The following is a 13,011-nucleotide window of genomic DNA, read 5'->3' on the forward strand; positions in this document are numbered from 1 at the left end:
GGCATGATCGTCGGGCTGTGCACAGTCGAGCTGTTCATTCCGGACGGCCACTCTCTGAAAGCCAAGCGGCAAATTCTGGTGAGTCTCAAGGACCGGCTGCACGGCAAGTTTAACGTCTCCGTCGCGGAAGTGGGCGAGCAGGAATTGTGGCAAAAAGCGATCCTCGGCATCGCCTGCGTTTCGAACGAGCGGACCCATGTCAACCGGGTTCTGGATCAGGCCCTGAACGTCATTCGCGGCGTACCGGCCATTCAGGTCGTGCGTTCCCAGATCGAGCTGTTATGAGGTGTGCGGCGGGCGCGGAGGTGGAGGTCTGCGTGAACGCGCGCCTGCGGACGGGGTGAAGCTGCGGGAGGCGGAGATGAAGACCGCGTACAAGCGTGCCGATCGGGTGGCCGATCAAATCCGCATGGAGGTAGCCGACATCCTGATGCGCAGGACGAAAGACCCTCGCCTGCGCTCCGTCACGGTGACGGATGTGCTGCTCAGCAATGACCTGCGCCTGGCCCGCGTCTACGTGACCACGATTGTGGGAGAGGAAGGAGAGCGGGAGGTCTTCGCCGGACTGACCAGAGCCAACGGGTTCATTCGGACCGAGTTGGGACGGCGGCTGGCGATCCGCCATACCCCGGAACTGATTTTCGTGAAGGATGTCAGCGGCCCGCGGGGGGATCGGGTGCTGCGCTTGCTTGACAGTCTCAACGCCGAGTCGGCGCCGTCCGAGTCGGGTCCTGCGACTCGAGACTGTGATCCTTCGGACGCTTCATAGGGGAAGCCTGCGGGGGTATACAAAAATGGCGCACGGTGCCCAGACATCTCGAACCTGTGAAGTCGGCGACGGCGTTTTGAACGTGAACAAGCCGGCCGGGTGGACCTCGCACGATGTGGTGGCCAAGGTGAGGACTTTGTTACGGGAGAGTAAAGTCGGCCACGCCGGCACCTTGGACCCGGCGGCGACGGGGGTATTGCCCCTGCTGATCGGGCGTGGGACGAGGATCGCCGAATATCTGCTGGATTGGGACAAAGAATATCGGGCGGTGCTGCGGCTGGGAGCGACGACGGATACCCAGGATGCGACCGGCGCCACGTTGACGACGCATTCCTTGGAAGGATTGACCGAGAAGCGAATCCATGAGGCGGTGGCGCGCTTTCAGGGACGTCTGAAGCAAATCCCGCCCATGTATTCGGCCGTGAAAGTCGGGGGCGTTCCGCTGTATCGGGCGGCGCGAGCGGGCAGGATCGTGGAGCGCGAACCGCGGGAAGTGACCGTCTATGAAATCGAGGTGTTGGACGTCCGTGTGCCCGACGTGTCGTTGCGCGTGCGGTGTTCCAAAGGTACATACGTGCGGACGTTGTGCGTCGATATCGGCGATGCGCTCGGGGTGGGAGGACATTTGCTGGCCTTGGAACGTCGGCGTGTGGGACCGCTCGTCTTGGAGCAAGCGGTCACGGTGGAGGACATCGGCCGTCAGCATGTGACGGGACGGCTGGCCGAGTCTCTGCTGTTGCTGGACGAGGTGCTCCGAACGATGCCCGCAGTCATCGTGGATCAGCGCACGGCACAGAGAGTCGTTCACGGGGCGCCGGTTCCGTTGCGGGCGATTATGGAATGGGATTCTCCGGCCGGGGAGCCCGGCCGGCGTGGGCCGGTCCGGATCAAGGATCAAGCCGGGCGGTTGCTCGCAATCGGCGCGTGGCCGGGCGGAGTTGAGGCAATCGGCGAGTCCGACGGCCTGGCGGAAGCCGCGGTGGCGGTCGAGAAAGTGTTGGTCGAGGTTTAACGCGAGTAGGGCGGACGGGAGACAACAAGGGAGCTAGGTAGAGTCATGGCGTTGCTTAAGGAAACGAAGACAGAGTTGATTCGGCAGTATCGGCGGCACGAAGCGGACAGCGGCTCGCCGGAAGTGCAGATCGCCATCCTGACGAACCGCATCGGCTACCTGACGGAGCATTTCAAGTTGCATAAGAAGGACCATCACTCGCGGCGGGGGTTGCTCAACTTGGTCGGCCGGCGACGGCGGCTGTTGGACTATCTGCGCCGCGTCGATGACGCCCGCTATCGGGCGGTTCTGGAGCGACTGGGAATCCGGAAGTAATCCCGGGCTCCTGTCGCTTCCGCGCTTCGGCGCGTTTATTCACCGGCTGTCGCCACAGGTGAACACGGACATGCGCTTAGCCGACTAGCACTGTTGAATTACGAATGTTGAATGAGGAATGTGAGAAGCGGTCCTTTAATTCAGAATTCCACATTCCTCATTCATGATTTGAACGCTGAGCGCATCTCTGTGGGCATCTGTGGGACAGGGAACCAGGGGAGACCATAGATGATACACACAGTGGAGCTAGATGTCGCAGGCCGCAGGCTGAGGCTCGAAACGGGACGCGTGGCGAAGCAAGCCGGCGGCGCCGTGTGGGCGTCCTACGCCGACACGGTCGTACTGGCCACGGCCGTGGCGTCGCAGACCGTGAAGCCGGGGATCGATTTTCTTCCGTTGACCGTTGATTATCAGGAGAAAGCCTACGCGGCCGGCAAGATTCCCGGCGGCTATTTCAAGCGGGAGGGGCGTCCCTCGGAAAAAGAGGTCCTGACCAGTCGGTTGATCGATCGGCCCCTACGGCCGTTGTTTCCGGACGGCTATTACTTCGAGACGCAAGTCATCGCCTCCGTGCTCTCGGCCGACAAGACGGGTTCGTCGGACGTGATCGGGATCACCGCGGCGTCGGCGGCGCTGGCGGTCTCCGATATCCCGTTCAACGGACCGGTAGCCGGGGTCAAGATCGGGCGTGTGGACGGGCGATTCGTCATCAATCCCGAGCTGGATGCGCTCGAGCGGAGCGACCTGCACCTGGTGGTCGCCGGAACCGCGGACGCGGTCATGATGGTGGAAGGAGGAGCCAACGAGCTGCCCGAAGCCGTCATGATCGAAGCGATCGAGCTGGCGCACGAGGAGATCCGAAAAATCGTGGCCAAGATCGTCGAACTCCAGGCGCTGGCCGGCAAACCCAAACGACCGGTGGTGAACGAGCAGATCGATCCGGCTTTGGCGGAAGCCGTGCGGGCGCTTGTGGCGGGCCCCATTCGCGACGCGATCCTGATTCCGAACAAAACCGCACGGCAGGAACGGCTGGATCAAATCCTCGGCGAAGCCATCGACAAGCTCAAGAGCGACGACCCGAATCGCGAGCGGCATGTCAAGCTGGTCTTTCGCTCCCTGGAATACAGCGAAGTGCGCAATATGATTTTGGAAAAGGGCGTGCGGGCCGATGGCCGAGGGCCGGCCGATATCCGGCCGATCACCTGCGAAGTCGGCGTCTTGCCCCGCACCCATGGGTCGGCGCTGTTCACGCGAGGAGAAACCCAGAGCCTCGCGGTCGTCACGTTGGGAACGACCGAGGACGAGCAGCGGGTGGACGCGCTGGAAGGCGAATACTCTCGGACCTTCATGCTCCATTACAATTTCCCGCCTTTCAGTGTCGGCGAGGCGAGGCCGCTTCGTTCTCCCGGACGTCGGGAAGTCGGGCACGGCGCACTGGCGGAGCGGGCCCTCAAACCCGTCATTCCCTCCAAGGAGACGTTCCCCTACACGCTCCGGATCGTGTCTGACATCCTCGAATCGAACGGATCGTCGTCGATGGCGACCGTCTGCGGCGGCACGATGGCCCTGATGGACGCGGGTGTGCCGATCAAGGAGCCGGTCGCAGGGATCGCCATGGGGCTCATTAAAGAGGGAGACCGGGTGATGGTGCTCTCGGACATCCTGGGCCTGGAAGACCATCTGGGGGACATGGACTTCAAGGTCACGGGGACCAAGCACGGTGTGACGGCCTTGCAAATGGACATCAAGATCGCCGGCATCACGCCGGCGTTGATGAGGCAGGCGCTGGATCAGGCCCGGGTAGGACGATTGCATATCCTCGTGCGGATGCTCGAAGCGCTCAGCGGGCCTCGAGCGAATTTGTCGCCCTTCGCGCCTCGCATTTTCACCATGAAGGTGAAACAGGACAAGATTCGCGAAGTCATCGGCCCGGGAGGTAAGACCATCCGCAGCATCATCGCCGAGTGCGGCGTCAAGATCAATGTGGAGGACAGCGGCGTCATCTCGATCGCCGCCGTGGACGAGGCGTCGGCCAAAAAAGCGATGGACATGATCAACAAGCTGACGGAAGAGGTCGAGGTCGGAAAGATCTACTTGGGGACGGTGCGCAAGATCATGGATTTCGGGGCATTCGTCGAAGTCCTGCCCGGAACTGACGGGTTGGTGCACATTTCGCAACTCGCCCATCATCGCGTGAAGTCCGTCTCCGACGAAGTGTCCGAGGGCGATCAGATTCTGGTCAAGGTCCTCGAAATCGACAAGCAGGGCAAGATTCGGTTGAGCCGCAAGGAAGCGATGCCCGCGCCCTCGGCATCCGCCGCGAAAGAGCCTGCCGCAGGATAACAAGACGTGTACAGAAAGCTCGTGTTGGACAACGGTCTTCGTGTGGTCGCCGAGCGGATTCCGACCCTGAAATCGGTCACCATCGGGATTTGGGTCAATGTCGGCTCACGCGATGAGCGGAAGGGCGAGGAGGGGCTCTCCCACTTCATCGAGCATATGTTTTTCAAAGGCACCCGGCGACGTTCGGCGACGCAGATCTCACGGGAGATCGACGCGCTCGGCGGAGAGATGAACGCCTTTACCGGCCGGGAGACCACGACGTTTTACGTCAAGGTGCAGGACCAGCAGGTCGAGCCGGCTCTTGAATTGCTCGCGGACCTGTTTCATCACTCCCGCTTCGATTCCAGAGAAGTTCAAAAAGAAAAACAGGTGGTCCTCGAAGAGATCCGGATGGTGCAGGACGACCCCGAGGATCTTGTGCAGGACCTCCATACCAAACAGGCCCTGGCCCGCCATCCGCTCGGGCGTCCGATCTTGGGACATGCGGCCACGATCAAGGCGCTGCGACGGCAGAACCTGCTGACCTACACGCGGCGACACTATGATCCGCGGCACACGATCATCGCGGTGGCTGGAAATTTTGAGACCAAGACAGTCGAGCCGTTGCTGGCCCGCTTCTTCGGCAGATTCAAAGCGACCGGCTTTCCGCAGCCCGACCGATGGCCGCCGGAAATCAAAGGCGGCGTGATCGTTCGGCGGAAACCGTTGGAACAAGTTCATCTCTGTCTCGGGCTCAAGGGGGTGCCGGCCGGGCATAAGGATCGGTATGCGGCCCATGCGTTGAACGGGATCTTGGGCGGCAGCGTGAGTTCGCGACTGTTTCAGCAAATCAGGGAAAAGCGGGGTCTGGCTTATTCTATCTATTCCTACCTCTCGACCTTTTCCGATGCGGGGACCCTCACCGTGTACGCAGCGACGAGACCCAAAGAAGCGCCGCGCGTGATCGAGTTGGTCTGCCGCGAGCTGAGTCGTCTGCGGTCTTCCGGCGTGGGGAAAAAGGAACTCGATCGGGCCAAAAACCAGATGAAAGGCGGTCTGATGTTGAGCCTGGAGAGTTCGCACAGTCGGATGAGCAAGCTGGCCAAGGATGAGCTCTATCTGGGCCACCACACGTCCCTCGCCGATATGCTGGTCGAAATCGATCGGGTTTCCGAAGAACAAGTGCACCGCTTGAGTTGTGAATTGTTCGATCCCCGCAGTCTCTCCATCACCGCATTGGGACCTATTTCCAGGAATGCGATCCAGCCGTCTCTTCTCTAAGAACCCTCCTTCTATCGAACGACCGTTGCCGGTCGGTTTCGTGATCGGCAAGCTCGTTCACAAGAACTTGAGATTTCAAGAGTTTTTGATATAGAGTCTCGGGAAGAGGCGGCCCAAAACATTCCCTTGACACCATATAGGGATTTCAGTACGATATCCGCGTTTTTCAGCGTAGAAAGGCTATTTCTTCAAACGCGCGGGGCGGGGACGAAACGAAAGGGGGTGTGGCACGCGGTTCTCGCGTTGAGGCGTTCTGGGAATTTTAAATTTGGAATTTTCGTTTTCTGAAAGCAGCTCTTAATCGGTTTTGTCATTCATGAAGGAGGTATGAGGTATGAAGAGGGTCGTAGTCATAGCGGCAGTTGCACTGCTTGCCGGTGCTGGCTTGATGACGGCCGAGTTTGTGGCCGCAGCCGACGCTCCCAGCGCTGCAGGTCCCACGGAGCAGGTCGTCGGTGGAAAACCTCTGAAGGGTGAACCCGTCAAGACTTTGAAGGGGCGCGTGTGGGCGCAATGGGCGGACAACCCAGACACGGAGCTGTTGTTCGGGATTCAGTACTGGAACACCGGTGAGCCGGCGTCAGGTACTCCGGCAGGTCGTTCTTCCACCGATCTGGACGTCAAGCCGCCCGATCCGCTGTTCACCTGCTGCGCATGGGGTTTCACCGGCGGAACGGAAAAGAACAATCCGTACTCCGGCTGGTACCATGCTGCGACGACCGTTCGTCTGGCGGTGAAGGACAAGGCGCTTATGGACCAGATCATCAAGGCGTCCCAGGACCTCGTGGCGATGGAAGTGACCCTCGACGGGCGGACCATCACCGGATTCAAGGTTCTCAAATAAGTCTTCAAGACACTTTTTTGGGAGATGAGTTTTTATCGTTCATAGCCTGCGTTGAAGGAGGGATGCGATCATGAAGCTTCATAAGAGAGGCTGGGCCTTCATGGCTGCGTTGGCCTTGGTGGTCGGTGCGGCGTCGACCGCTCTCGCGATCGAGGCATTCCAGGAGCGGTTTGAATGGGGGGATATGAGTAAGCCGACGACCCTCCAGGGACGAGTCATTATCCTGGACCCGTACGATGAGGCGGTGTGGATCAATATCGCGGTGTTCGGCGGCAACGCCGAGAGCGGATATTTCTGGCAGAAGATTCATCCGGGCAAGACCCTGAAATTCTACGCCGCGAACAAAGAGGTGTGGGAGAAGCTGAAAGGATTGGCGCGCCCGCACGCGGGTCCGGCTGCCGCCAAGGAAGTGCCGCCGGCAAGCAAGACGGCTTTGGTCGAGTTCGTCGCCCAGGAAGTCGAGCAGAACCATCGGGTGATTCAGTCGGTCAAGGAACTTCCGGAAGTTGCCGGTATGCCGGGTAAGACACTCAGCATCACCGCCCTGCGGCTGAAGGAGTGCCAGGGGAAGAACGAATTTGACCCGGCCTGCTACAAGGCGAAGCAGGGGTTGACGACTGCTCCGAAGGGCGAGGCAGCGGTTGCGATGCAGTATGACGTACTGAGCCCTGACAAGAAGCCGCTCGCCGGATTGATTCCGTGGACGGCACCTTATAACCAAGGAAAATAACGCGAGAGTATTGTGGGAAGAGGCGGCATCCCGAATCGGGGGTGCCGCCTTTTTTTCGCGTGGTGGGCGCGGCGCGAGTCTACTCCGTTTTCTCCTGAAGCCGTCGCTGCAGATCGGCCAGGCGGTTCAAGGCGTCCAACGGGGTCATTGAAAACAGATCCATCTGTCGGACTTCCTCGATAAGAGGATGCGGCCGGGGCAGGCGTCCTGTCTCCGACGAGGCGTCGGGGTCGGGGCTCGTGCCGACGGCGGTCGCCGTCGGCCGTTCCAGTTGCGCCAGGACTTCCCGGGCTCGGTCGATCACATCCGAAGGAAGTCCCGCCAGCTTGGCGACGTGGATGCCGTAGCTGCGGTCCGCCCCGCCGGCCACGATCTTGCGCAAGAAGAGCACGTCTCCATCCCGTTCCTGTACGTCCACGCGGTAGTTCCTGACCCCCTCTCGCTGATTCGTGAGTTGCGTCATCTCGTGATAATGCGTGGCGAACAAGGTCCTCGCGCCGAGTCGACGCCGGTCATGGATGTATTCGGCGACGGCCCAGGCGATACTGAGCCCGTCATAGGTGCTGGTGCCGCGTCCGATCTCGTCCAACAGGATCAGGCTGCGGCGGGTCGCGGAATTGAGAATATTGGCGGTCTCGATCATTTCCACCATGAACGTGCTCTGTCCTCCGGCCAGATTGTCCGAAGCGCCGACGCGCGTAAAGATGCGATCGACCACGCCGATCTTCGCCTCCGTGGCCGGCACAAAGCTGCCCATTTGCGCCATCAGCACGATCAACGCCACCTGCCGCAGGTAGGTGCTCTTGCCGGCCATGTTCGGGCCGGTGAGGATCAGGAGCCGATTGGTCTCCAGATCGAGCAGCGTGTCGTTCGGCACGAACCCGCCGTCGATCTCCAGCCGTTCCACGACCGGATGGCGCCCCTCGACGATGCGAATCGTTTCTCCCTCATCGACGATCGGGCGGACGTAGCGGTTGAGCGCGGCGGTCTCCGCGAGGGCGGCCAGCACGTCGACCAGCGCGAGCGCGGCGGCGATGGCCTGCAGGCGGGGTGTCTCACGGGCCAACTGCGCCCGAAGGCGCTCGAAGAGTTCCTGCTCGAGGGCTTTGACCTTGCTCTCCGCGCCGGTAACCCGCTCCTCCAACTCCTTCAGCTCGGGCGTCATGAAGCGTTCGGCGTTCACCAATGTCTGCTTGCGGATATAGGAATCGGGCACGCGCGAGAGATTGGCCTTCGTGACTTCGATGTAATAGCCGAAGACCTGGTTGTAGCGGACCTTGAGCGAGTCGATGCCGGTGCGTCGGCGCTCCTGCGCCTCCAATCCGGCGATCCAGGTTTTCCCTTCCTTGCCGGCCTTGCGCAGCTCGTCGACCTGGGGGTGAACGCCGTCCTTGAAGATGCCGCCGTCGCGCCACATGACCGGCGCATCGGGCTGAATCTCGCGCTCGATCAGGTCGTGCAGATCGCCGGCGTCGTCCCACGAGCGGACGAGATCGCGGATGAGCGGAGCCGAGAGCCGGGACAGATGCCGACGGAGTTCGGGCAGCGCCGCGACGGACTGCTTCAGAGCCAACAACTCTCGGGGGCCCGCCGCGCCGAGTGAGATCCTGCTGCTGAGGCGGCTGAGGTCTTGCACGCTTCGTAGGGCGGCCCGGACGGCGACGCGGGCCTGGAAGGCGTCCTTCAGTTCGGCGACCGCGTCCAGCCGGGCGTCGATCGCGTCGCACGAGAGCAACGGCTTCAGAATCCAGTCCCGCATCAAGCGGCTGCCCATCGCCGTGACGGTCCGATCCAGAACCGCAAGCAGCGTCGTCTCTCCGCGCCGCTCTCCTCCGGTCATCGGCCGAACCAGCTCGAGGTTCTGAACGGTCACGCTGTCTAGGTGCATGTCCTGGCCGACCCGGCGCACCTGGAGGCGACGGATGTGTTCCAGACATGCCGACGGTTGGGTCTCGCGCAGGTAGCGCAACGCGGCGCCGGCGGCCTGAATCCCCAGTGTCATGGACGCGCACCCGAATCCCTCCAACGAACAGACGCCGAATTGGTGCTGGAGCAGCCGCCGGGCCTCTTGCAGGTCAAAGCGGGCGGGGGGCTGGGCGCACAGGCGCGGTCCCTTGAGTCGCCCCACCCATGTTGCCACGTCCGACGGAGGCTCTTCGGGATACAGCAACTCCTTCGGCTCCAAGCGCGAGAGTTCATCGATCAGGATCGCGGCGGCCCGATCGCCGTGGAACTCCATCGCCCAGAATTCCCCGGTCGAGAGATCGAGCGCGGCGAGGCCGAACGAGGAGGCGGCGGCCTGCGCGGAGCGGCGTGACGGGGTCGCAACCGCCGCGAGAAAATTGGACTCGGTAGGCGGCAGGAGTTCCGTATCGATCAGCGTGCCCGGCGTATACAGGCGCACCACCTCGCGTCGCACGAGACCTTTGGCAAGCTTGGGGTCTTCCACCTGGTCGCAGAGGGCGACCGTCCGTCCCGCCTTCAGAAGCTTGGCGATATAGCCGGTCGCGGCATGGTAAGGCACCCCGCAGAGCGGGACCGGATTGGCGCTGGCTCTGTCCCTGGACGTCAACGCGATCGACAACAGCCGCGAGGCCTCCTCCGCGTCCTCGTAAAACATTTCATAGAAGTCACCGACGCGGAAGAACAGAATCGCATCGCGGTAGCCGCGTTTGATTTCTCGATATTGCCGCATGAGCGGGGTCAGGTCGGCGTCACTCATCGGAACGTTCCTCGAGAAATTCGGGGGCCGTTTGTCCGGAGGTTTTGTGCAGGGCCTTGTCCAGCGACTGGCGGAGCCGTTCCAGATCCACCTCGGCCTCCTGGAGCGCTTTGGTTTTCCGCCTCAGCTCGATCCGTCCTCGCACCCAGGCGGGGAACAGTAGGATGCCGGCGACCAGCAACCCGGTCGCGAAGGCGCCCAAAATGGGTTTATAAATCGGCGTCGAGGCGGAGCGGAATCCGAAGAAATAGCGAAGCGTGACCTCCTGTTCCTGGTTCTGGAGAAAAAACGCCAGGGAGAGCAGCAATAGGATGCCGACGAGAACGAGCCTGATCATGACCGACGCTTTCCGGTCCGCCTGCGCGGGGCGGACCGGTGCCCGCTCCGCCCCGCCAGAGCGGCCGTGAAGCCGGCTTTGAGCTTGCGATAGGTGGCGTCCAAATGTTCCGGCATGACCCTGGTCTCCGAGAACAACGGCATGAAGTTCGTATCGCCGTTCCAGCGGGGCACGATATGCAGATGGACATGTCCTTCCACGCCGGCGCCGCTCACCCGTCCCAGGTTCACCCCGACATTGAACCCGTCGGGTTTGATCTGGGCCCGCAAGACACGGAGGCTGAGGTTGGTGAGCCGCATCAGGTCCAGCGCGCTCTCGTCCGACAGCCGTTCGGTGCTGTCGACATGGGCGTAAGGGGCCACCAGCAGATGCCCGCTGTTATAAGGAAATAGGTTCATCATGACGAATCCGTACCGGCCCCGGTGAAGCAGCAAATTCGCCCGGTCTTGCGAAGCCCTCGCCTTGGCGCAGAAGATGCACCGGGTGGGCTTCGGCGATTGCCGGATGTACGCCATTCGCCAAGGCGCCCACAGCACCTTCATCCGGTTCGACTCCTCGACCGGACGCGGAGCTTTTCCGCAGCGGGACGGATTCTCCTCAACAGCTCCCCCGAGATCGGGCCGGTCGCGCTCAGGTGCAGCGCTCTGGTCGCCCGTCCTCTGTGGGTTAGGCGGATCTCCAGCCTATCGTCCGGCAATTCCGAGCCGGCGCGCTCCGCCCATTCGACCACCGCGACCGTTTCGCCGTCCAGATAGTCCGAGAGCCCGGTCTGCGCGACGTCATCCTGAGACTCGATGCGGTACAGGTCCGCATGGGCGAGAAGCAGCCGGCCGTGATATTCGTGAATCAGCACGAAGGTCGGGCTGCTGACCAGGCGGGCTGCTGCGCGAATTCCCGCCGCGATCCCGCGGACCAGCGTCGTCTTCCCGGTTCCGAGGTCCCCGTACAGGCCGATCACCTCGCCCCCGCGCAGGGCCCGGCCGATCACCCGACCGAAGCGATCCGTGTCCGTAACGGAAGCGGACAAAAACCGGAGGCCGTCTCCGAACGAGGTTGCCTGCGCCGCGCTCGTCACGCGTCGTGGGGACAGGACCGAATGCTTAGCGTTGTGAAACTTGGACGAGGGCATGGGGAATCTGATCGATGACATCTCCGGCGATCATGCCGGCGACACCCAGTCGGGCGGCCGCGATGTCTCCCGCCAGACCGTGGAGAAAGGTGGCGGCGCAAGCGGCGTCCCACTGCTTGAGGCCCTGGGCCAGCAAGCCGACGATCATGCCGGTGAGCACATCGCCGGTCCCGGCCGTGGCCATGCCCGGGTTGCCGGTCGGGCAGATGGCGACCGCGCCGTCCGGTCTGGCCACGACGGTCCTGGCTCCTTTCAGCACCAGGACCACGCCCCGCTGGGCGGCGAATCGACTGGCGATGCCGATACGATCCGCGTTCACTGATTGCGGCGTCGCCTCCGCTTCCAGCCTGGCCATTTCGCCGGGGTGCGGCGTGAGAATCGGCGGCGTCTTGCATTCCCTCAATAAAGAGGCCTTCCCGGCCAGGGCGTTCAGGGCGTCGGCGTCCAGCACGGCGGGTTTGTCCATCTGCCTGATCAGGGTCTGGACCAGTTCGACCGTTTCCGGATGAATTGTCAGCCCGGGTCCGACGGCGACCGCAGTCCTGGCGCTGATGAACGTCAATAGCCGGTCGAGGCCGGATCGCGCCAGCGTCCGTGCCTTGGTCTCCGGCATGGGCACGGTCATGGCTTCCAGCAACTTGGCTTCCAGCGTGTCGTTCACGCTCGACGGCGTCGCCACCGTCACCAGGCCGGCCCCCACCCGCAAGGCGGCCTTGGCGGCCATCGCCGCGGCTCCGGTTTTGCCGACCGATCCGGCGATGATCGCGGCATGGCCGAATGTGCCCTTGTGCGAGGACGGCGGACGGCGGGGAAGGACGCCACGAATCAAGGCTTCGGTCAGAAGCGAGAGGCGGCTCTCGACCTCTTCGGTGTACGAAGACGGAATGCCGATGTCGACGATCCGCACCTGTCCCGCATGGTCGATGCCGGGTCCCACGTACAGGCCCAGTTTCGGCAGCCCGAATGTGACGGTGAGAGTCGCGCGGACGGCGGCGCCGAGCACGGAGCCTGTGTCGGCGTGGATTCCCGAGGGCAAATCCACCGCCACCGTCGGCCGTTGGGCCTCGTTAATCGTCTCGATGGCTTCCCGATAGCTCCCAGTGACCGGCGCGGAAAGGCCGGTCCCGAGCAACGCGTCGACGACCACCTCGCTTTCAGCGAGCGGGGATTTGAGTTGCTCGATGGACCCCAGCGTGCGCACGGCGGACTTCCCGGCCGTCTGGACAAGGCGGCGATACATGGTCCGTGCGTCGCGGGAGAGGTCCTTCTCCCCCGTCAGCAGAAACACTCGAACCCGCGCCCGCTTCTTCGTCAGCAGGCGCGCGACGACCAACCCATCCCCCCCGTTGTTGCCTTTCCCGCAGACGATTGTGACGGTCTTCCCGCTCAAGCGGCCGAACACGTCTTCCATGTTGCTGACCACGCCGGCACCGGCTCGTTCCATCAACGTCAGGCTGGGCACGCCGGCCTCCAGGATGGTTCGGCGATCCAAGGCTTGCATCTGTTCGGCGGTGACGATCTTCATCGGGGGCAGGGGGTGAGGCAATCGG

Annotated in this window: 13 protein-coding genes; 8 read left to right on the plus strand and 5 right to left on the minus strand. The window is 62.6% G+C overall.

The window, feature by feature from the left end; all coding sequences use genetic code 11:
* Window positions 1–3: 3 nt before the first annotated feature.
* The 8 genes from AB1555_08680 (at window position 4) to AB1555_08715 (ending at window position 7,273) form a co-directional block, all read left to right on the plus strand.
* The gene (locus tag AB1555_08680; GenBank protein ID MEW6246769.1) at window positions 4–285 is read left to right on the plus strand and encodes a DUF503 domain-containing protein; all 282 of its coding nucleotides are present in this window, start codon (window positions 4–6) and stop codon (window positions 283–285) included.
* Between the two features lie 76 nt (window positions 286–361).
* Entirely contained in the window at window positions 362–769 is a 408-nt protein-coding gene (gene rbfA, locus AB1555_08685; GenBank protein MEW6246770.1) for a 30S ribosome-binding factor RbfA, read from the plus strand.
* Between the two features lie 25 nt (window positions 770–794).
* Window positions 795–1,781, plus strand: a complete 987-nt coding sequence (gene truB, locus AB1555_08690) for a tRNA pseudouridine(55) synthase TruB (GenBank protein ID MEW6246771.1) — start codon at window positions 795–797, stop codon at window positions 1,779–1,781.
* 45 nt (window positions 1,782–1,826) lie between these two features.
* Entirely contained in the window at window positions 1,827–2,096 is a 270-nt protein-coding gene (gene rpsO / locus AB1555_08695; protein ID MEW6246772.1) for a 30S ribosomal protein S15, read from the plus strand.
* Window positions 2,097–2,324: 228 nt separating this feature from the next.
* The gene (pnp, locus tag AB1555_08700) at window positions 2,325–4,439 is read left to right on the plus strand and encodes a polyribonucleotide nucleotidyltransferase (protein ID MEW6246773.1); all 2,115 of its coding nucleotides are present in this window, start codon (window positions 2,325–2,327) and stop codon (window positions 4,437–4,439) included.
* A gap of 6 nt (window positions 4,440–4,445) precedes the next feature.
* Window positions 4,446–5,699 (plus strand): pitrilysin family protein, encoded by a 1,254-nt coding sequence (locus AB1555_08705; GenBank protein ID MEW6246774.1) that lies wholly within the window; start codon window positions 4,446–4,448, stop codon window positions 5,697–5,699.
* 334 nt (window positions 5,700–6,033) lie between these two features.
* Window positions 6,034–6,543, plus strand: a complete 510-nt coding sequence (locus AB1555_08710) for a hypothetical protein (protein MEW6246775.1) — start codon at window positions 6,034–6,036, stop codon at window positions 6,541–6,543.
* A 70-nt stretch (window positions 6,544–6,613) separates the two neighbouring features.
* Window positions 6,614–7,273: a hypothetical protein gene (locus AB1555_08715; protein MEW6246776.1), complete on the plus strand. Its 660-nt coding sequence runs from the start codon at window positions 6,614–6,616 to the stop codon at window positions 7,271–7,273.
* Between the two features lie 79 nt (window positions 7,274–7,352).
* Here AB1555_08715 and mutS read toward each other — a convergent pair whose 3' ends face one another.
* The 5 genes from mutS to AB1555_08740 are packed head-to-tail and all read right to left on the minus strand — an operon-like array spanning window position 7,353 to window position 12,986.
* Window positions 7,353–9,995 (minus strand): DNA mismatch repair protein MutS, encoded by a 2,643-nt coding sequence (gene mutS, locus AB1555_08720; protein ID MEW6246777.1) that lies wholly within the window; start codon window positions 9,993–9,995, stop codon window positions 7,353–7,355.
* Complete coding sequence (locus tag AB1555_08725) at window positions 9,988–10,332, minus strand: LapA family protein (protein ID MEW6246778.1); 345 nt, start codon at window positions 10,330–10,332, stop codon at window positions 9,988–9,990. Before AB1555_08725 ends, mutS begins: the two co-directional genes overlap by 8 nt.
* Window positions 10,329–10,874: an HIT domain-containing protein gene (locus tag AB1555_08730; protein ID MEW6246779.1), complete on the minus strand. Its 546-nt coding sequence runs from the start codon at window positions 10,872–10,874 to the stop codon at window positions 10,329–10,331. Before AB1555_08730 ends, AB1555_08725 begins: the two co-directional genes overlap by 4 nt.
* Window positions 10,871–11,461, minus strand: coding sequence for a tRNA (adenosine(37)-N6)-threonylcarbamoyltransferase complex ATPase subunit type 1 TsaE (tsaE, locus tag AB1555_08735; GenBank protein MEW6246780.1), 591 nt, complete (start codon window positions 11,459–11,461; stop codon window positions 10,871–10,873). The genes AB1555_08730 and tsaE overlap by 4 nt, the downstream gene beginning before the upstream one ends.
* Complete coding sequence (locus AB1555_08740; GenBank protein MEW6246781.1) at window positions 11,433–12,986, minus strand: NAD(P)H-hydrate dehydratase; 1,554 nt, start codon at window positions 12,984–12,986, stop codon at window positions 11,433–11,435. Before AB1555_08740 ends, tsaE begins: the two co-directional genes overlap by 29 nt.
* Window positions 12,987–13,011 lie beyond the last annotated feature (25 nt).

It is taken from the genome of Nitrospirota bacterium (assembly GCA_040755395.1).
In the GTDB taxonomy this organism is placed as follows: Bacteria; Nitrospirota; Nitrospiria; order Nitrospirales; family Nitrospiraceae; genus DATLZU01.

Excerpts from the sequence above, each read along its gene's own strand:
- AB1555_08680 (MEW6246769.1), top strand. The coding sequence starts at position 4 with ATGATCGTCGGGCTGTGCACAGTCGAGCTGTTCATTCCGGACGGCCAC.
- AB1555_08740 (MEW6246781.1), bottom strand. The coding sequence starts at position 12,986 with ATGAAGATCGTCACCGCCGAACAGATGCAAGCCTTGGATCGCCGAACC.
- truB (MEW6246771.1), top strand. The coding sequence starts at position 795 with ATGGCGCACGGTGCCCAGACATCTCGAACCTGTGAAGTCGGCGACGGC.
- AB1555_08730 (MEW6246779.1), bottom strand. The coding sequence starts at position 10,874 with ATGAAGGTGCTGTGGGCGCCTTGGCGAATGGCGTACATCCGGCAATCG.
- pnp (MEW6246773.1), top strand. The coding sequence starts at position 2,325 with ATGATACACACAGTGGAGCTAGATGTCGCAGGCCGCAGGCTGAGGCTC.
- mutS (MEW6246777.1), bottom strand. The coding sequence starts at position 9,995 with ATGAGTGACGCCGACCTGACCCCGCTCATGCGGCAATATCGAGAAATC.
- rbfA (MEW6246770.1), top strand. The coding sequence starts at position 362 with ATGAAGACCGCGTACAAGCGTGCCGATCGGGTGGCCGATCAAATCCGC.
- AB1555_08710 (MEW6246775.1), top strand. The coding sequence starts at position 6,034 with ATGAAGAGGGTCGTAGTCATAGCGGCAGTTGCACTGCTTGCCGGTGCT.
- AB1555_08715 (MEW6246776.1), top strand. The coding sequence starts at position 6,614 with ATGAAGCTTCATAAGAGAGGCTGGGCCTTCATGGCTGCGTTGGCCTTG.
- AB1555_08725 (MEW6246778.1), bottom strand. The coding sequence starts at position 10,332 with ATGATCAGGCTCGTTCTCGTCGGCATCCTATTGCTGCTCTCCCTGGCG.
- rpsO (MEW6246772.1), top strand. The coding sequence starts at position 1,827 with ATGGCGTTGCTTAAGGAAACGAAGACAGAGTTGATTCGGCAGTATCGG.
- tsaE (MEW6246780.1), bottom strand. The coding sequence starts at position 11,461 with ATGCCCTCGTCCAAGTTTCACAACGCTAAGCATTCGGTCCTGTCCCCA.